The sequence below is a fragment of the Saccharopolyspora shandongensis genome (genome assembly GCF_900106995.1).
Lineage (GTDB): Bacteria > Actinomycetota > Actinomycetes > Mycobacteriales > Pseudonocardiaceae > Saccharopolyspora > Saccharopolyspora shandongensis.
The window spans coordinates 118849-135919 of sequence record NZ_FNOK01000001.1 but is presented as its reverse complement, the minus strand read 5'-3'; the positions used below and the strand labels follow the sequence as shown (position 1 = coordinate 135919).

Below are 17071 nucleotides of genomic sequence, written 5' to 3'. Positions count from 1 at the left end.
CAACTCGCACCGCCGCGGGTTCTCAGGGGTTTTCTCGCGAGGACAGCCCCGACGTGGTGAATTGGCATTCATGATGTCGGGGATCCCACAGCGAGAAGGCGACAGCAACTCCCGCAGGGGGGCCGCTACCCGCACCGCCACGCAAAACGAGCCCGGAAACAGAGAGAATCAGCCAATCGCGACGGCGGTCGGGGGGATGTGAAAACCTTGGGGTGTGGCTGCCAGCCGTTCCAACCCCACCAAGCTGTCCCCGGCCGACGCCTTCAAGGCGCACACCCGCCGCAGCGCGCATCCCGCGCTAGCGGAGTTCGCCGGGGGGATGTCCTTCGAACTCGACCCGTTCCAGCGCACCGCCTGCCAGGCCCTGGAGGCCGGGCGCGGTGTCCTGGTGTGCGCGCCCACCGGCGCCGGCAAGACCGTGGTCGGCGAGTTCGCCGTGCACCTCGCGCTCAAGGAGGGCCGGAAGTGCTTCTACACCACGCCGATCAAGGCGCTGTCCAACCAGAAGTACGCCGACCTGTGCGAGCGGCACGGTAGCGACGCGGTCGGGCTGCTGACCGGCGACACCTCGATCAACGGCGAAGCCCAGGTGGTCGTGATGACCACCGAGGTGCTGCGCAACATGCTCTACGCGGGTTCCCGCAGCCTCGACCAGCTCGGTTACGTCGTGATGGACGAGGTGCACTACCTCGCCGACCGCTTCCGCGGCGCGGTGTGGGAGGAAGTGATCCTGCACCTGCCGGAGTACGTGCAGGTCGCGAGCCTGTCGGCGACGGTGAGCAACGCCGAGGAGTTCGGCGAGTGGCTGCAGGAGGTGCGCGGCGACACGACGGTGGTCGTCGACGAGCACCGGCCGGTGCCGCTGTGGCAGCACATGCAGGTCGGCTCCCGGATGTTCGACCTCTTCGGCGGCGAGACCGCGGACCGGGAACTGCAGATCAACCCCAACCTGCTGCGGCACACCCAGCAGCTCGCCCGCGTGCACCTGCCCTATGGCGGCCGGCGCGGCGGCCCGAACGCCAAGCGCAAGGGCCCGCGCCCGCCACGCTTCTCCCCGCCGTCGCGGGTGGAGATGCTGACCAGCCTGGACGCGGCGGGGCTGCTGCCGGCGATCGTGTTCATCTTCAGCCGCAACGGCTGCGACCAGGCCGTCGCCCAGTGCATGCGATCGGGCCTGCGGCTGACCACCGAAGCGGAGATCGACGAGATCCGCGAGGTGATCGACGAGCACACCGCCAACCTGCCGGAGAGCGACCTGGCGGTGCTGGGCTTCTGGGAGTGGCGGGAGGCGCTGGAGCGCGGGCTGGCCGCGCACCACGCGGGGCTGCTGCCGGCGTTCAAGGAGACCGTCGAGGAGCTGTTCGTCCGCGGCCTGGTCAAGGCCGTGTTCGCCACCGAGACGCTGGCGCTGGGCATCAACATGCCCGCCCGCACGGTGGTGCTGGAGCGGCTGGTCAAGTTCAACGGCGAATCGCACGTGGACCTCAGCCCCGGCGAGTACACGCAGCTCACCGGCCGGGCCGGGCGGCGCGGCATCGACATCGAGGGCCACGCGGTGGTCGTCTGGCAGCCGGGCGTCGACCCGAAGCAGGTCGCCGGGCTGGCCTCCACCCGCACGTACCCGCTGCGCTCGTCGTTCCGGCCCGGCTACAACATGGCGGTCAACCTCGTGCAGCGCGTCGGCCAGGACGCCGCGCGGGAACTGCTGGAGCAGTCGTTCGCGCAGTTCCAGGCCGACCGGTCGGTGGTCGGGCTGTCGCGGCGCGTGGACCGCAACAGCGAGGCGCTCACCGGCTACGCCGAGTCGATGCACTGCCACCTGGGCGACTTCGCGGAGTACTTCGACCTGCGCCGCCGCATCTCCGAGCGGGAGAAGAACCTGGCCAGGCAGAACCGGCAGTCGCGGCGCGCGGAGGCGGCCAAGTCGCTGGAGAAGCTGCGCAAGGGCGACGTCATCTCGGTGCCCGCCGGGCGGCGCTCGGGGCTGGCGGTGGTGATCGACCCGGGCCTGGAGCCGATGGGCGAGCCGCGACCGCTGGTGGTCACCGAGGACCGCTGGTCGGGGCGGCTGTCGGTCGCCGACTTCACCTCGCCGGTGGAGCCGCTGGGCAAGATGAAGCTGCCGAAGCACGTCGACACCCGCTCGCCGAGGTCGCGCCGGGATCTGGCGTCGTCGCTGCGCAACACCGGCATCGAGGCTTCCGGCGGCCGCGGCAGGCGGCGTTCGGACGCGACCGACGACGCGGAGCTGGCGACGCTGCGGCGGGCGCTGAAGGCGCACCCGTGCCACGGCTGCGACGAGCGCGAGAGCCACGCCCGGTGGGCCGAGCGCTACGAGCGGCTGCGCGGCGAGAACGAGAACCTGCGGCGCAAGGTCGCCGCGACCACGCACTCGCTGGCCCGGTCCTTCGACCGGATCGTCGCGCTGCTGACCGAACGCGACTACCTGCCGGAGGCGGGCTCGTCGGAGGGCCAGGTCACCCAGCACGGGCGGCGGCTGTCCCGGCTCTACAGCGAGTCGGACCTGCTGGCCGCCGAGTGCCTGCGGGTCGGGACGTGGCGCGGGCTGGGCCCGGCCGATCTGGCGGCCGTGGTGTCGTCGCTGGTCTACGAGTCGCGGCGGGAGGGGCTGGCGCCGCAGGTGCCGTCCGGCCCGATCAGCGACGCGCTGGCCGCCACCTGGCGGCTGTGGGCGGAGCTGGAGGACGACGAGCGGCGGCACAAGCTGGACCGCACGCGCGAGCCGGACGCCGGTTTCGCCTGGCCGGTGTTCCGCTGGGCGCGCGGCGAGTCGCTGGAGAAGGTGCTCACCGCCGCCGAGTCCAGCGGGCACGAGCTGTCGGCCGGCGACTTCGTGCGCTGGTGCCGCCAGGTCATCGACCTGCTCGACCAGGTCCGCGAGGTCGTCGGCGTGGCGGACCCGGTGGGTTCGGCGGCGGCGAAGGCGGTCACCGCGATTCGGCGCGGTGTGGTCGCCGCCGGCGGGGTGTGACGCGGCGGCCGCCCGGCCGATTCGGGCGGCCGATCGGTTGTGGTTGGATTTCCTGGCGTCGGGAACGTCGGTCAGGTGAAGAATCGTCCGGAGGTAAAGATGTCGTCCCCTTACGGTCCGCCGGGGGGCTATCCCCAGTGGGGGCAGCAACCCCAGGGCCCTGGGATGCAGCCGGCGGCGCCGGGCTATCCGCAGCCGGGTGGTTTCGCGCCGCAGCAGCCGCCGCAACCACCGCAGCCGCCGCCCCAAGCGCCGCCGCAGCAGCAGCAATACGGCTACGGTCAGCAGTACCCGCCCGGTGGCGCCCAGTTCCAGCAGCAGGGCGGCTTCGGCCAGTTCGACGAGTTCGGGCCGAAGAAGCCGAAGAAGAAGCGCTCGGCGCTGCCGTGGGTGTCCGCCGGCATCATCGTGGTGATCCTCGCCCTCGTGGTGCTGGTTCTCGGGTTCATCACGCCGGGCTGGTTCGTGAAGCCGGTCTTCGACTCGGCCAGCGTCGAGAAGGGCGTTTCGCAGACGCTGCGGAGTTCCTACAGCCTGACCGGGGTCGGCCAGGTCAGCTGCCCCGCCGGGCAGCAGGTGACCGTCGGGCACCGCTTCGACTGCAAGGTCACCATCGATTCGCAGCCCAAGACCGTGACCGTGACGGTGAAGAACGTGAAGGGCGTCTACGAGGTCGGCCACCCCAGGTGAAAACCGGTCGACCTGGACGGATCCGACCGGGAAGATCGTGGGCGTGACCGGTCATCAAGTGCGGCCCCTGGCCGAAAGCGAGTTCCGCGAAGCCCACGATCTGTTCCGTCGCGCCCTGCTGCTGCGCTCGTCGAAGGACGAGGAGTGGGAGCAGAGCGTCGGGCGGTACGAGCCGGGGCGGGTGCTGGGCGCATTCGTCGACGGTGCGCTGGCCGGCACGGCGATGGCGACGACGAACGTCGTCGCGGTGCCCGGCGGGCGCAGGCTCCCGGTCGGCGCGGTGACCGGGGTCGGCGTTCGCGCCGACCGGACCCGGCGTGGGCTGCTCACGTCGTTGATGCGGGCGCAGCTCGACGACGCGCGGCGACGCGGCGAGGCGGTGGCGATGCTGCACGCCTCGGAGGCGGTGATCTACGAGCGGTTCGGCTACGGCGTGGCCAGCCGGTCCCGCACGGTGGAGCTCGACCGCCGCCGGGCGGCGCTGCGCGCGAGCGCGCCGGTGGGCGGCCAGGTGCGGGTGCTGGACCAGGACGAGGCGGCGCCGATCCTGTCCGCGCTCTACCAGCGCTGCGATCAGGACCGGCCGGGGCAGATCGGCCGGGACGACGCGTGGTGGGCGGGGCAGCGGTCGTGGCTCGGCGACGGCGTCATGGTCGCGGTGCACACCGACGGCGACGGGCTGGACGACGGTTTCGCCCTGTACGAGGCGAAGAACGACAAGGACGTCAGCTCGCTGCAGGTCCACGACCTGAAGACGGCGAATGCGGCGGCGGCGACCCAGCTGTGGCGGTTCCTGCTCGGCGTCGACCTCGTGGACCGGGTGGTGGGCCGCAATCGGCCGTTGGACGAGCCGTTGGAGTGGTGGCTGACCGATCGTCGCCAGTGCCAGGTCACCGGCGTCGGCGACGATCTGTGGCTGCGCCTGGTGGACGTGCTCGAAGCGCTGCGGGCGCGGACCTTCGGCCCGGGCGATCCGGTGGTGATCGAGGTACGGGACGAGTTCCTGCCGCACAACGACGGCCGCTACCAGGTCGGTCCGGACGGCGTGGACCGGTGTTCCGACGAACCCCAGCTCGTCCTGGAAGTCGCGGTGCTCGCGGCGCTGTACCTGGGCGACCAGACGGCGTCGGGGCTGGTGGCGGGCGGCCGGATCGAGGCGCGTGACCCGGCGGCGGTCGCCGCGGCGGACCGGCTGTTCGCCGCGGCCGAAACGCCTTGGTGCGGCACCAACTTCTGACCGCTCGCGGGTGCTTCGGGCTGCTGCGGCGGCCCGAAACACCGCGGTGCGGCGCGTCCGGCTTGAAAATATGTAGACCGAGTGTCATATTTTCTGCGTGAGGAAAGGTGCGCAGACGAAGCAGCAGATGCTCGACACCGCGATGGAGCTGTTCCGGCGGCAGGGCTACCACGCCACGGGCGTCAACCAGGTGCTCGCCGAAGCCGAGGCTCCGCGGGGCTCGCTGTACTTCCACTTCCCGGGCGGCAAGCAGCAGCTCGCCGCCGAGGCCGTGGAGGCGTCCGGGCGGCAGGTGGCCGAGCTGCTGGCGGCGGTGCTGGCGGAGGCGAGCGGGCCGCGCGAAGCCGTCGCGGCGATGATGGCGCACTTCGCGCATGCCCTGGAGGAATCGGACTTCAGCAGGGGATGCCCGGTGGCCACCGTGGCGCTGGAGGCGAGCGCGGACAGCCCGGACGTCAGGTCGGCGTGCGACGGCGCGTACGGGACCTGGCTGGTGGGCCTGACGGCGGCGTTCACCGGCTGGGGCATTCCGGCGGCGCGGGCCGAGGAGCTCGCGGTGATCGCGTTGTCGATGCTCGAAGGCGCGCTGCTGCTCTGCAAGGTCCAGCGCGACGTCGCGGCGCTGCGGACGGTGGGCGATCAACTGGCCGACCTGCTGGAGCGCGTTCGGGCGGAGCAGGCTTGATGCGGATCCACCACCTGAACTGCGGGACGATGCGGCCGCTCGGCGGCCGGCTGGTCAACGACGGCGGCGGGGTGTTCGGCGCGGCGCGGCTGGTCTGCCACTGCCTGCTGATCGAGACCGAGCAGGGGCTGGTGCTGGTCGACACGGGGCTCGGCGTCCCGGACGTCACCACGCACGTCGAGAACCTGGAGCGGAGCTGGCTGCGGCTGACCCGCCCGGTGCTGGACGTGGCGGAAACGGCTGCGGCGCAGGTCGAGGGCCTCGGGTACCGCACCGAGGACGTGCGGCACATCGTGCTGACCCACCTGGACCGCGACCACGCCGGCGGCCTGCCGGACTTCCCGCACGCCCAGGTCCACGTGCACGACGTGGAGCACCAGGCGATGCTCAACGGCCCGGAACGGGCGCGCTTCCTCGGCCACCAGCGGCAGCACGGTCCTAAGTGGAACCTGCACGGCAGTGCCGGCGGGGAGCGCTGGTTCGGCTTTGAAGCGGTGCGCGATCTGCCCGGCCTGCCGCCGGAGATCCTGCTCATCCCGCTGGCCGGGCACACCCGCGGGCACACCGGCGTGGCGGTGCGGCGCTCCGATGGCCGGTGGCTGCTGCACGCCGGTGACGCCTACTTCTTCCACGGCGAGATGGCGGAGCAACCTCGATGCACGCCGGTGTTGAGCCGTTTCCAGAACCGGGTGCAGGTGCTCGGCCCGCAGCGGCGGCGGAACCAGGACCGCCTGCACGATCTCGTGACCGCGCACCGGGGTCAGGTCGACGTGTTCTGCGCGCACGACCCGATCGAGTTCGACCGGCACCTGCGGCAGAGCTCCACAGTGGAATCCTGACGATGACGAAGGGCGTCTTCTCCTCGCTGTGCAAGAGGAAGACGCCCTTCGGTCGTTGGGGCTATTCGCTGAGCGCGGCGATGAGGCGGTCGATGCTCGCGCCCAGGCCCCAAGTCTGCTGGAGCGCTCGCAACCGGTCGATGTCCACCGGGGACTGGGGGAGCGCGTCATCCGCGCGGTCCATGACCACCGGGGCGTCGCGCGCCACCCGGACCACCGACGGGGCCGCCGCGAGGTAGTCGGCGGCGTCCGCGAGCTTGCCGCGGACTCGCGGCGTCAGGCGGGAGTCGCCGCCGTCGGCCGCCGCCAGCAGCGCTTCGAGCGAGCCGAACTGGGTGATCAGCTTCGCCGCCGTCTTCTCGCCGATGCCCGCCACCCCGGGCAGCCCGTCCGACGGATCTCCGCGCAGCACCGCCATTTCCGCGTAGTCGTCCCCGGCTCGGTCGGCCGAGAGGGCGTACTTGTCGGCGAGTTCCGCGGGGCCGTAGTCCTGGGCCTTCGCCAGGCCCGCGCCGACGTAGATCACCCGCACCGAGGTGGGCCGGTCGCGCACCAGCTGGAACAGGTCCCGGTCGCCGGTGACGACCTCCACCGCGTCCTTCTCCTCGCGATCGGCGAGCGCGCCGATGACGTCGTCGGCCTCGTAGCCCTCCGCCTCGGCGGTGGCGATGCCCGCCGCGTCGAGCACTTCGAGGATCACCGGAACCTGCGGGGACAGCGAATCCGGCACCTCTTCGGCGTCGGGATCGTCCTCGGCGACGCGGTGCGCCTTGTAGGACGGGAGGGCGTCGACCCGGAACTGCGGCCGCCAGTCGTTGTCCAGGCAGGCCACCAGCCGGGACGGGCGCCGGTCGGTGATCAGCTTGGCGAGCATGTCGCAGAAACCGCGCACCGAGTTCACCGGCGTGCCGTCCGGCGCGGTCAGCGAGTCCGGCAGCGCGTAGTACGAGCGGAACCACAACCCTGCCGAATCGACGAGCATCAGAGGACCAGTCACAGTGCGCCAGCTTGTCACGTCGGTGCTCGCCGATGTGCGCGACCTGCCGGGGCCGACCCGCGGATGTGCGCGCACCTCCGAAGAGAAATGGGTGGAAAAGTGCGAACGGCCCGTTCGCGCCGTTGGGCGAGGTGAACGGGCCGTTCGCCGCGGTGGGTCAGCCCCGTTCGAGGCTGCGGCCGGCCCGGCTGCGCGCCTCGGCCGGGTCCGGTGCCGCGACGGCCTGCCGGGCGGCGTCCTGCCAGTCGGACAGGGTGCGTTCGGCCAGCGCAGCTCCCACTGCCGCCAGCGCCGTCGCGGTCATCGACAGGCTGGTGACGCCGAGGCCCGCCAGGACGCCGGCCAGCAGCGGGTCCGCCGCCGCTTCACCGCACACGCCGACGGGTTTGCCGCGCTCCCGGCCCGCCCGGCCGAGCCCGGCGATCAGGCGCAACAACGCGGGCTGCCACGGGTCGTTCAAGGCGGCCAGCGCGCCGGTCATGCGGTCCGCCGCGCATGTGTACTGCGCCAGGTCGTTGGTGCCGATGCTGACGAAGTCCACGACGTCCAGGATCTCGTCGGCGCAGAGCGCGGCGGCGGGCGTTTCGACCATGACGCCGACGCGCTCGACGCCCGCATCCCGGGCGCGCTCGGCGAACCACGCCGCCTCGCCCGCGGTCGCGACCATCGGCGCCATCACCGACACCACGGCCCCGGTCTCGGCGGCCGCGGCGACGATGGCGGTGAGCTGCCGGTCCAGCAGCTCCGGCCGGTCGAAGGCGACCCGGAGGCCCCGCACCCCGAGCGCGGGGTTGGGTTCGTCGGCGATGTCCAGGAACGGCAAGGGTTTGTCCGCCCCGGCGTCCAGGGTGCGAACCACGACCGGCTTGCCCGCGAACGGCCGCAGCGCGGCGGCGTACGCCTGCCGCTGGGTTTCGGCGTCGGGTTCCACCGCGGCGTCCAGGAAGCAGAACTCGGTGCGGAACAGTCCCGATCCTTCGGCGCCCGCGTCGACGCCGGCCCGGGCGTCGGCGGCGGAACCGATGTTGGCCAGGAGCTTGATCGGGTGCCCGTCGGCGGTGCTGCCGGAACCGTGCCACCGCGCTCCGGCGCGGTCGGCGGACTCGGGCGCGACGGCCTGCTCCAGCAGTTCGACGGTGCCCGCCGCGCCGTCCACGCGCGCTCCCGCCGCCGCTGCCGAGAGCACGCCGCGCACGGCGACCACCGCCGGAATTCCCAATGCCCGCGCGAGAATCGCGGTGTGGCTGGTCGGGCCGCCCTCCTCGGTCACCAGCGCCAGCACGAGGCCGGGATCCAGATCGGCGGTGTCGGCCGGGGCCAGATCGCGGGCCACCAGCACCGCCGGGCCGGTCAGCTCGGGCACGCCCGGCGGGGCGGTGCCGGTGAGCTCGGCGACCAGCCGGTCGCGGACGTCGTGCACGTCCCGCACCCGTTCGGCGAGGTATCCGCCGGAGGCGGCGAGCAGTTCCGCGAACTCCCCGGCCGCCTCGAACACCGCGCGCGGCGCGGGCAGGCCCCGCTGCGCGACCGCCTTCTCGGCGTTGCCGAGCAGCGCCGGGTCGGCGGCCATCGCGGCGGTCATCTCCAGCACCGCCCGCGCTTCGCCGGTCGCGGCTTCCGACCGGGCGAGCAGCCGCTGCGCCACCGCTTCCGCGGCCGGGCGGATCCGCGCCGCCTCGGCCGCTGGATCGGCCGGTGCCGGACCGGGCGCCGGATCGGGCAACCGGTCACGAACCCACAGGACCGGGCCTGCCGCCTCGCCGGGGCTGACCCCGACGCCCTGCAGCGTGGACATCGACCACTCCCATCGTGCTGGAGGTTTCCCTCGCGTTCTCGAAGCCTTGACAATATGGCAACAAGAGGCACAATCAGGCAACACCAAACATTAACCGGAGGACAACGGGCATGTACGGGGCGGAGCGCCAGCAGCTCCTGGCGCAGCGAGCACGACGCGACGGGCGCATCGACGTCACGGCCGCGGCGGCCGAGTTCGAGGTGGCACCCGAGACCATCCGCCGCGACCTCGCCGCGCTCGAACGCCAAGGCCTGGTGCGGCGCGTCTACGGCGGCGCGATCCCGGTCGAGCGGCTCGACTTCGAACCGGGCGTCTCGCTGCGCGACCAGACCAACGCGGGGGAGAAGGAACGCATCGCGCGAGCCGCGCTGGACCGGGTGCCCAGCCGCGGCACCGTGCTGTTCGACGCGGGCACCACGACCGCGCGGCTGGCCGGCCTGCTGCCCGCCGACCGCGAGCTCACCGTCGTCACCAACTCCCTGCCGGTGGCCAACCAGCTCGCCACCCGCAACAACTACAACCTGCACCTGCTCGGCGGCCGGATCCGCGGCACCACGCTGGCGACGGTGGAGTCCTGGGCGCTCGACGTGCTGCGCGGCCTCACCATCGACGTGGGTTTCTTCGGCACCAACGGCTTCTCGGCCGCCCGCGGCTGCACCACCCCGGATCCGGCGGAATCCGCGGTCAAGGCGGCGATGGTGCGCGCCTGCCGCAAGCGGGTGCTGCTGGCCGACCACAGCAAGTACGGCGACGACCAGTTCAGCCGGTTCGCCGAGCTGTCCGAGATCGACGTCCTGGTGACCGACGAGGGCCTCGACGAGGCGGCGCTCGACGAACTGAAGCAGATCGAAGCGGAAGTGGTGCTGGCGTGATCGTGACCGTGACGCCGAACCCGAGCCTGGACCGCACCGTCCAAGTGGACCGGCTGGTGGCCGGTGCGGTGCACCGCACCCTCCGGACGCGCCTGGACCCGGGCGGCAAGGGTGTGAACGTGGCCCGCGCGCTGGCCGCGGCCGAGGTGCCGACGCTCGCCGTGCTGCCCTCCGGCGGCGCGGCGGGCGCGCGGCTGGCCGAGCTGCTGGCGCCGGAGGCGGTGCCGGTGGTGGAGGTGCCGGTGCAGGCCCCGACCCGCAGCAACATCGCGGTGGTGGAAGCCGACGGCACCACGAGCAAGTTCAACGAGCCAGGCCCGGAACTCACCCCGGCCGAGGTCGCGGCGCTGGAGCGCGCCGCCGCCGAGCAGGCCGGCCGGGCGGACTGGCTGGTGACCTGCGGCAGCCTGCCCGCCGGTTGCCCGGACGACCTGCACGCCCGGATCGTCGCCGCCGCGCGCCGCGCCGGGGCGCGAGTCGCCGTCGACACCTCGGGACGTCCCCTCGAACTGGCCTGTCAGGCCGCGCCTGACCTGGTCAAACCCAATCTCGTCGAGCTCGCGGAGCTGACCGGTGGCCCGCTGCGGGACCTCGGCGACGTGCTGGCCGTCGCGCACCGGCTGCGGGCCGGCGGCGTGGCGACCGTGCTGGTGAGCCTCGGGCAGCTGGGTGCGGTGCTGGTCGCAGAGACCGGCACCTGGCACGCCACGAGCAGCGCGACCGAGGTGCGCAGCACCGTCGGTGCGGGCGACGCGATGCTCGCCGGATTCCTGCGGGCGGGCGGCATCGGGCCGGCCGCCCTGCGCACCGCCGTCGCCTACGGGACGGCGGCGGTCGGGCTGGCGGGCAGCCGGATGCCCGGCCCGGACGACATCCACCCGCTGCGGGTGCGGATGGATGCAGTGGACAAGACAGTGAGCCTCAGCGGAGTGGCGGCATGACTAGCGAACTGATCACCTCGGACCTCGTCGAACTGGACCTGGCGGGCACCGACCGGCGGGCCGTCGTGCGCGACCTCGCCGAGCGGCTGGTCGCCGCCGGTCGCGTCACGGACATCGACCGGTTCCTGGCCGACATCGAAGCCCGCGAACAGCAGATGCCGACCGGGCTGGAGGGCGGCATCGGCATCCCGCACTGCCGCTCCTCGGCGGTGACCGCGCCGACGCTGGCCTTCGGTCGCAGCACCAACGGCGTCGACTTCGGCGCCGAAGACGGCCCGGCGAAGCTCATCTTCCTCATCGCCGCGCCGGAAGGCGGCGGCGCCGACCACATGACCGTGCTCGCCGCGCTGGCCCGGCGCCTGGTGCGCGCCGAGTTCAAGCAGACGCTGCTGGACGCCACCGACGCGGCCGAGCTCGCGAAGTACGTCCGCGAGGAGGTCGCGCCGTGAAGTACGTAGCCGTCACCGCCTGTCCGACCGGTATCGCGCACACCTACATGGCGGCCGAGGCCCTGGAACAGGCCGCCAAGTCGGCCGGGGACGAGATGCTGGTCGAGACCCAGGGCTCGGCGGGCTCGACGCCGCTGTCGGCGGCGGACATCGCCGCGGCCGACGCGGTGATCTTCGCCGCCGACGTCGGGGTCCGGGACCGGGAGCGCTTCGCGGGCAAGCCGGTCGTCGAGGTCCCGGTGAAGCAGGCCATCAACGACGCGGCGGGCCTGCTGGCCCAGGCCGCCGACGCCGCGCAGCGAGAACCGGCCGCCGCGCCGGAGCCGACCGCCGCCGCGCCCGAACTGGCCAGCAAGGTCGTCGCGGGCGCCGGTTTCGGCACCCGGCTGCGGCAGTGGCTGATGACCGGCGTCAGCTACATGATCCCGTTCGTGGCCGCCGGCGGTCTGCTGATCGCGCTGAGCTTCGCGCTCGGCGGCTACCAGATCACCGACGCGCCGCCGGTCACCGAGGTCTTCGACCCGGCGAGCCTGCTCAGCTGGGCGGCGCTGGCGAACCAGATCGGCACGACGGCGTTCGAGTTCCTGGTGCCGGTGCTGGCCGGGTTCATCGCCTTCGCCATCGCCGACCGGCCCGCGATCGCCCCCGGCTTCGTCGGCGGCGCGGTGGCCGTGACCGTCGGCGCGGGCTTCCTCGGCGGCCTCGTCGCCGGTCTGCTGGCCGGTGCCGTGATCGCCGGGCTGAAGCAGGTGAAGGTGCCGCGCGGGATCGCCGGGATCATGCCGGTGGTGGTGCTGCCGCTGCTGGGCTCGCTGGTGGTCGGCGGGCTGATGTTCGTGGTGCTCGGCAAGCCGATCGCGCTGGCCATGGCGGCGCTCACCGGCTGGCTCACCGGCCTGTCCGGCGCCAACGCGGCGCTGCTGGGCGCCCTGCTCGGCGCGATGATCGCCTTCGACATGGGCGGGCCGATCAACAAGGTCGCCTACACCTTCGCCGTCGGCGGCCTGAGCATCGGCACGACGGCGTCGCTGGAGATCATGGCCGCCGTGATGGCCGCGGGCATGGTCCCGCCGCTGGCGCTGGCCCTGGCCTCGGCGGTGCGCAGCAAGCTGTTCAGCCCGGCCGAGCGGGCCAGCGGCCGCGCCGCCTGGCTGCTCGGCGCGTCGTTCATCACCGAGGGCGCGATCCCGTTCGCGGCGGGCGACCCGCTGCGGGTGATCCCGTCCATCGTGCTCGGCTCGGCGACCACGGGCGCGCTGTCGATGACCTTCGGCGCCACGCTGCGCGCCCCGCACGGCGGGATCTTCGTGACGCCGCTGGTGGGCAACCCGCTGCTGTACCTGGTCGCGATCGTCATCGGCGTCGTGGTCGCGGCGGCGGCGGTGCTGTTCGCCAAGCAGCTCGGCCGCCAGGACGCCGGGGAACCGGCCCCCGAGGCCGCGTCCGCCGTCCCGGCCTGACAGCACGTCGTGCGCGGTTTTGGCCGCCACCGCAACCATTTCCGCTCACGCCCCCGAACCAATCCGGATCCGGAGGAACAGCAATGCAACGTCGAGTCCGCATCGCCGCCTCGGTCGGCCTGCACGCCCGCCCCGCCGCGCTGCTCGCCAAGGCCGCGGCGGCGCAGGCCGCGCCCGTCACGATCGCCAAGGTCGTCGATGGCGTGGCCGGCGACCCGGTCGACGCGAGCAGCATGCTCGGCCTGATGTCGCTGGGCGCCCAGCACGGCGAGGAGGTCGAGCTCTCCGGCGACGAGGCCGCCCTGGGCGAGCTCGTCGCCCTGCTCGAACAGGACCTGGACAAGGCTCCGGCCTGAGCCGTCGGGGCACGATTTCGGCCGCCGGCGGGGTCGTGAGTGCTGTGGAGCGCTACCGCAGCCCAAAGCACTCACGACCCCGGTGGCGTGAACCGGACCGGCCGGGAGTCGGGCAGCCGCCCCAGGATTAGGCTTGGGAGCTATGGCCACCGTCTCGATCAAGCAGGATCCATCCGTGCTCGCGGCCCGCCTCACCAAGGCCGCCGAAACCGCAGCCGCGGCGAAACTCGACGCGCTGCTGATCTCGCCCGGTTCCGATCTGCGCTACCTCCTCGGCGCGGGCGGTGAGTCGCACGAGCGGCTGACCTGCCTGGTGCTCCCGGCCGACGGCCGGCCCGCGCTGGTCGTGCCGAAGCTGGAGGAGCCCGGCTTCGCCGACATCCCGCTGGCCGAGCTCGGCATCGAGGTCGTGACCTGGGTCGACGGTCAGGACCCGCACGCGATGGTGGCCGACCTGGCCGGTCGCGGCGGCGCGCCGTCCCGGCTGGCCGTCGCCGACGTGATGCCCGCGCTGCACACCATCCCGCTGCGCGCCGCCCTGCCCGGCGCCGAGCAGGTGCTGGCCGGGACCGTGCTGCGCGAGCTGCGGATGCGCAAGGACGCCGCCGAGATCGAGGCGCTGCGCAAGGCCGGGGCCGCCATCGACCGGGTGCACGCCCGGATGGCGGAGTTCCTCAAGGCGGGCCGGACCGAGGCCGAGGTCGGCGCCGACATCTCCGCCGCGATCATCGAAGAGGGCCACACCGAGGTGGCGTTCGTCATCGTCGGCTCGGGGCCGAACGGCGCCAGCCCGCACCACGACGTGTCGGACCGGGTGATCGAGCGCGGCGACGTGGTCGTCATCGACATCGGCGGCCCGATCGCGGAGGGCTACAACTCCGACTGCACCCGCACCTACAGCGTGGGCGAGCCCGCCCAGGCGGACGTCCGCGAGACCTACGCCGTCCTGGAGGCCGCGCAGCGCGCCGCCGTCGAGGCGGTGCGGCCGGGCGCGACCGCCGAGTCGATCGACGCCGCGGCCCGCGAGCCGATCGCCGCCGCCGGGTTCGGCGAGTACTTCGTGCACCGCACCGGGCACGGCATCGGCCTGGACGTTCACGAGGAGCCCTACATCGTCGCTGGCAACGCCACGCCCCTGGAGCCGGGCATCGCCTTCAGCGTCGAGCCGGGCATCTACCTGCCGGGGCGCTGGGGCGCGCGGATCGAGGACATCGTCATCGTCACCGAGGACGGCGTGGAGAGCGTGAACAACCAGCCGCACGAGTTGGTGGTGCTGCCGGCGTGAGCGAGCGATCCGCAACCCCGGGCGGGCTGGAGGCCACCGACCGCGCCATCCTGCGCGAGCTGGCGCGGGACGGCCGGTGCAGCTTCACGGACCTGGCCGAGCGCGTCGGCTTGAGCGTTTCCGCGGTGCACCAACGGGTTCGCCGGCTGGAGCAGCGCGGCGCCCTGCAGGGCTACACGGCCAAAGTGGACGGTGACCAGATCGGGTTGCCGCTGACCGCGTTCATCTCGCTGACGCCGATCGACCCGGCCGCACCGGACGACTACCCGCAGCGGCTGGAGCACCTGCCACAGATCGAGTCGTGCTATTCGGTGGCGGGTGACGAGTCCTACATCCTGCAGGTGCGGGTGACCTCGCCGCTGGGCCTGGAAGAACTGCTGCGGCAGATCCGGGAGGCCGCGAAGGTGTCGACCCGGACGACGGTGGTCCTGTCCACCCCGTTCGAACACCGGCCCCCGGCGATTTGATACGGAATTCCAGGCTCGTTCTGCGTAGCGGTGCGAGTAGCGGAGCCTCAGAGGCCTTCTCGGCCGTGGGAACGCGAGAAGGCCTCTGAGAACCCGCGGCGGTGCGAGTTGCGAGGGTCGGTTAAGCGGCTGCCTTCAAAGACAAACCAAGCCGGCTTCTCAAAGACGCTCTACAACGCCGAAGTGCTCACCGGCTCTGCTTGCGGGGATCAGGGGTGGGCTTGGGCGGCCGCGGCGTGTTCCGGCACCGCGTGCAAGTTGCCCTGTTCGTCCGGCAAGCACAGGGCCTTCGGGTCCTCCGTCACCATGAACTCGCCGAGGCAGCGGCCCAGCTGGGCGTGCCCGGCGGCGTTGGCGTGGAAGGACTCCTGCATCGCGTGCGCCGCGCGCTGCTCGTCCTGCAGGCTCGCCCAGTCGACCGTCAGCCTCGTGAACCACTCGCCGTCCGCGGTCCTCGGGTTGCCCGTGCACGCCTCGTGCCCGATGCCCGCCCGGGACAGGTCCAGGAACCGGGCGTTCGCCTGCCGCGCGACGTCCTGCAGACCGGCGGACAGCTGTGGCACCCCGGTGCTCCGGATCCACTCCAGGTCACCGGTCAGGAACGGGCAGCCGGACAGGTCCTGCAGCTCGGGCTTGACGCCGGGGCCGACCGGCGAGGCGTAGGACTGCACGATGAGCGAGTAGCTGCTCGGCGTGTAGCCCGCGCTGTCCATCGCCGCGCGGATGTCGTTCAGCGCGCCCAGCACCTTCGGCTTCATCCGCTCCACCCGCTGCGGCCACGCGGTGCGCAGCGATGCCGCGCACCCCTCCGGCGTCTGCCGCACCCAGGCCTCCACGCACTGGTTGACGACGTCGGTGAAGCCCGGGTCGTCGTTGGCGCCGATCTGCACCACGACGTCGGTGATCCGGTACTGCTGCGCCAGTTCCGCCAGCCGCCGGGACTGGGAGCCTTCGGCGTGGCCGGGTTCCGGGTTCGCGCCGATCAGGTCCGTCCGCGCGCCGGAGCAGGCCAGGTTGATGCGGGTCACCTCGGGTGGGAGCCGGAGCTGGTTGATCGGCGCGGCCGCCGACCGGTGGCACCAGTTGTCCTGCTCGCCGTTGGTCCCGGCCTCGTACCGGCCGCCGCCCTCGCCGGACAGCGTGCTGTCGCCGAGGGTCACGACCGCGGCCGGGAGCTGCTTGGGTTGCAGCGGCAGTCCGGGCAGGTACTGGTCGCTGATCAACACCGCGAGGGCCAGCACCATGCTGGCCAGCAGGAGGATTGTTGTTTTCGACTTGTGCGCCCGCATCGGGTGGAAGTCTATGGGGCCGAGGACCGGCGGCGTTCATCACCTCTGCGGGTTTTGGGAGCATTTGCGGGGCCTCGTTCGTTGAACCGGGTGACTACCACCGACAGGAGGTCTTCGCGCCGTGCCGATCCTCGTTCTTCTCCTCGTCGCCGGTGTGGTCGAAATCGCCGTGCTGGTCGCCGTCGGCCAGGCCATCGGGGTGCTGCCCACCATCGGCCTGCTGATCGCCGCCGCCGTGCTGGGAACCTGGCTGGTGCGCTGGCAGGGCCGCCGCACGCTGCAGGAATTCCGCGAAGCCGCGCGCCAGCGCCGGCCCCCGGAGAAGGAGCTCTCCGACGGCGTGCTCATCGCCGCCGCCGGGCTCCTGATCATCATGCCCGGTTTCCTCAGCGACATCGCCGGGCTGCTGTGCCTGTTCCCGCCGACCCGCGCCCTGCTGCGCAACCGGATGCTGCGCGCGGCGGAGCGGCGGTCGAAGGCGATGCAGGACCAGATGTGGCTGCACACCCAGCAGGCCTACCGCAGGCAGGGCGCGACCGCGCCCGGCGACGACGTCATCGACGGCGAGGTGGTCTCGGTCACCGACGACGAGCCGACCGCGGCCGGGCCGGAATTGCTGCCGCCGCAACGATCTGCGCAGGCAGAACGGCCGGACGGCAGCCCGCGCAGGTGATCGGGTCGGCGTGCCGTCGGCGGGTCCCGGGCGGCGGGTAAGCT

General features: G+C 72.6%; 16 protein-coding genes. 13 read left to right on the top strand and 3 right to left on the bottom strand.

What is annotated here, in order from left to right:
• Nucleotides 1-214 precede the first annotated feature (214 nt).
• The 5 genes from BLW84_RS00690 (at nucleotide 215) to BLW84_RS00670 (ending at nucleotide 6443) form a co-directional block, all read left to right on the top strand.
• Complete coding sequence (locus tag BLW84_RS00690) at nucleotides 215-2992, top strand: DEAD/DEAH box helicase (protein ID WP_093260089.1); 2778 nt, start codon at nucleotides 215-217, stop codon at nucleotides 2990-2992.
• A gap of 165 nt (nucleotides 2993-3157) precedes the next feature.
• Entirely contained in the window at nucleotides 3158-3682 is a 525-nt protein-coding gene (locus BLW84_RS00685; RefSeq protein WP_245760847.1) for a DUF4333 domain-containing protein, read from the top strand.
• A gap of 43 nt (nucleotides 3683-3725) precedes the next feature.
• Nucleotides 3726-4919, top strand: coding sequence for a GNAT family N-acetyltransferase (locus BLW84_RS00680; RefSeq protein ID WP_093260501.1), 1194 nt, complete (start codon nucleotides 3726-3728; stop codon nucleotides 4917-4919).
• A gap of 97 nt (nucleotides 4920-5016) precedes the next feature.
• Nucleotides 5017-5604, top strand: a complete 588-nt coding sequence (locus tag BLW84_RS00675) for a TetR/AcrR family transcriptional regulator (RefSeq protein ID WP_245760846.1) — start codon at nucleotides 5017-5019, stop codon at nucleotides 5602-5604.
• Nucleotides 5604-6443: an MBL fold metallo-hydrolase gene (locus tag BLW84_RS00670; protein ID WP_093260083.1), complete on the top strand. Its 840-nt coding sequence runs from the start codon at nucleotides 5604-5606 to the stop codon at nucleotides 6441-6443. The genes BLW84_RS00675 and BLW84_RS00670 overlap by 1 nt, the downstream gene beginning before the upstream one ends.
• A gap of 61 nt (nucleotides 6444-6504) precedes the next feature.
• On the opposite strand, the gene BLW84_RS00665 is transcribed toward BLW84_RS00670, so the two are convergent.
• A complete protein-coding gene (locus BLW84_RS00665) occupies nucleotides 6505-7425 on the bottom strand; it encodes a 5'-3' exonuclease (RefSeq protein ID WP_093260081.1) in 921 nt (306 codons plus the stop codon).
• Nucleotides 7426-7597: 172 nt separating this feature from the next.
• Nucleotides 7598-9235 (bottom strand): phosphoenolpyruvate--protein phosphotransferase, encoded by a 1638-nt coding sequence (locus tag BLW84_RS00660; protein ID WP_093260079.1) that lies wholly within the window; start codon nucleotides 9233-9235, stop codon nucleotides 7598-7600.
• A gap of 110 nt (nucleotides 9236-9345) precedes the next feature.
• On the opposite strand from BLW84_RS00660, the gene BLW84_RS00655 reads away from it, so the two are divergent.
• From BLW84_RS00655 to BLW84_RS00625, 7 genes are all read left to right on the top strand, one after another.
• Nucleotides 9346-10107: a DeoR/GlpR family DNA-binding transcription regulator gene (locus BLW84_RS00655; RefSeq protein ID WP_093260077.1), complete on the top strand. Its 762-nt coding sequence runs from the start codon at nucleotides 9346-9348 to the stop codon at nucleotides 10105-10107.
• Complete coding sequence (gene pfkB, locus BLW84_RS00650) at nucleotides 10104-11048, top strand: 1-phosphofructokinase (RefSeq protein WP_093260075.1); 945 nt, start codon at nucleotides 10104-10106, stop codon at nucleotides 11046-11048. The genes BLW84_RS00655 and pfkB overlap by 4 nt, the downstream gene beginning before the upstream one ends.
• On the top strand, nucleotides 11045-11497 hold the full coding sequence (locus BLW84_RS00645; protein WP_093260073.1) for a PTS sugar transporter subunit IIA: 453 nt from the start codon (nucleotides 11045-11047) through the stop codon (nucleotides 11495-11497). The genes pfkB and BLW84_RS00645 overlap by 4 nt, the downstream gene beginning before the upstream one ends.
• Nucleotides 11494-12957 (top strand): PTS fructose transporter subunit IIC, encoded by a 1464-nt coding sequence (locus BLW84_RS00640; protein WP_093260071.1) that lies wholly within the window; start codon nucleotides 11494-11496, stop codon nucleotides 12955-12957. The genes BLW84_RS00645 and BLW84_RS00640 overlap by 4 nt, the downstream gene beginning before the upstream one ends.
• 83 nt (nucleotides 12958-13040) lie before the next feature.
• On the top strand, nucleotides 13041-13313 hold the full coding sequence (locus tag BLW84_RS00635) for an HPr family phosphocarrier protein (protein WP_093260069.1): 273 nt from the start codon (nucleotides 13041-13043) through the stop codon (nucleotides 13311-13313).
• A 142-nt stretch (nucleotides 13314-13455) separates the two neighbouring features.
• Nucleotides 13456-14598 carry a M24 family metallopeptidase gene (locus BLW84_RS00630; protein WP_093260067.1) on the top strand — a complete coding sequence of 381 codons (1143 nt, stop codon included), beginning with the start codon at nucleotides 13456-13458 and terminating at the stop codon, nucleotides 14596-14598.
• Nucleotides 14595-15065 carry an Lrp/AsnC family transcriptional regulator gene (locus BLW84_RS00625; RefSeq protein ID WP_281247343.1) on the top strand — a complete coding sequence of 157 codons (471 nt, stop codon included), beginning with the start codon at nucleotides 14595-14597 and terminating at the stop codon, nucleotides 15063-15065. Before BLW84_RS00630 ends, BLW84_RS00625 begins: the two co-directional genes overlap by 4 nt.
• Before the next feature lie 209 nt (nucleotides 15066-15274).
• On the opposite strand, the gene BLW84_RS00620 is transcribed toward BLW84_RS00625, so the two are convergent.
• Nucleotides 15275-16354: a GDSL-type esterase/lipase family protein gene (locus tag BLW84_RS00620; protein WP_093260065.1), complete on the bottom strand. Its 1080-nt coding sequence runs from the start codon at nucleotides 16352-16354 to the stop codon at nucleotides 15275-15277.
• A 121-nt stretch (nucleotides 16355-16475) separates the two neighbouring features.
• On the opposite strand from BLW84_RS00620, the gene BLW84_RS00615 reads away from it, so the two are divergent.
• Nucleotides 16476-17027 (top strand): FxsA family protein, encoded by a 552-nt coding sequence (locus BLW84_RS00615; RefSeq protein WP_093260062.1) that lies wholly within the window; start codon nucleotides 16476-16478, stop codon nucleotides 17025-17027.
• Nucleotides 17028-17071 lie beyond the last annotated feature (44 nt).

Bases quoted from the DNA above. Each gene is read 5' to 3' on its own strand.
- BLW84_RS00635 (WP_093260069.1), top strand. From the start codon at position 13,041: ATGCAACGTCGAGTCCGCATCGCCGCCTCGGTCGGCCTGCACGCCCGC.
- BLW84_RS00665 (WP_093260081.1), bottom strand. From the start codon at position 7,425: ATGCTCGTCGATTCGGCAGGGTTGTGGTTCCGCTCGTACTACGCGCTG.
- BLW84_RS00655 (WP_093260077.1), top strand. From the start codon at position 9,346: ATGTACGGGGCGGAGCGCCAGCAGCTCCTGGCGCAGCGAGCACGACGC.
- BLW84_RS00685 (WP_245760847.1), top strand. From the start codon at position 3,158: ATGCAGCCGGCGGCGCCGGGCTATCCGCAGCCGGGTGGTTTCGCGCCG.
- BLW84_RS00630 (WP_093260067.1), top strand. From the start codon at position 13,456: ATGGCCACCGTCTCGATCAAGCAGGATCCATCCGTGCTCGCGGCCCGC.
- BLW84_RS00660 (WP_093260079.1), bottom strand. From the start codon at position 9,235: ATGTCCACGCTGCAGGGCGTCGGGGTCAGCCCCGGCGAGGCGGCAGGC.
- BLW84_RS00670 (WP_093260083.1), top strand. From the start codon at position 5,604: ATGCGGATCCACCACCTGAACTGCGGGACGATGCGGCCGCTCGGCGGC.
- BLW84_RS00620 (WP_093260065.1), bottom strand. From the start codon at position 16,354: ATGCGGGCGCACAAGTCGAAAACAACAATCCTCCTGCTGGCCAGCATG.
- BLW84_RS00645 (WP_093260073.1), top strand. From the start codon at position 11,045: ATGACTAGCGAACTGATCACCTCGGACCTCGTCGAACTGGACCTGGCG.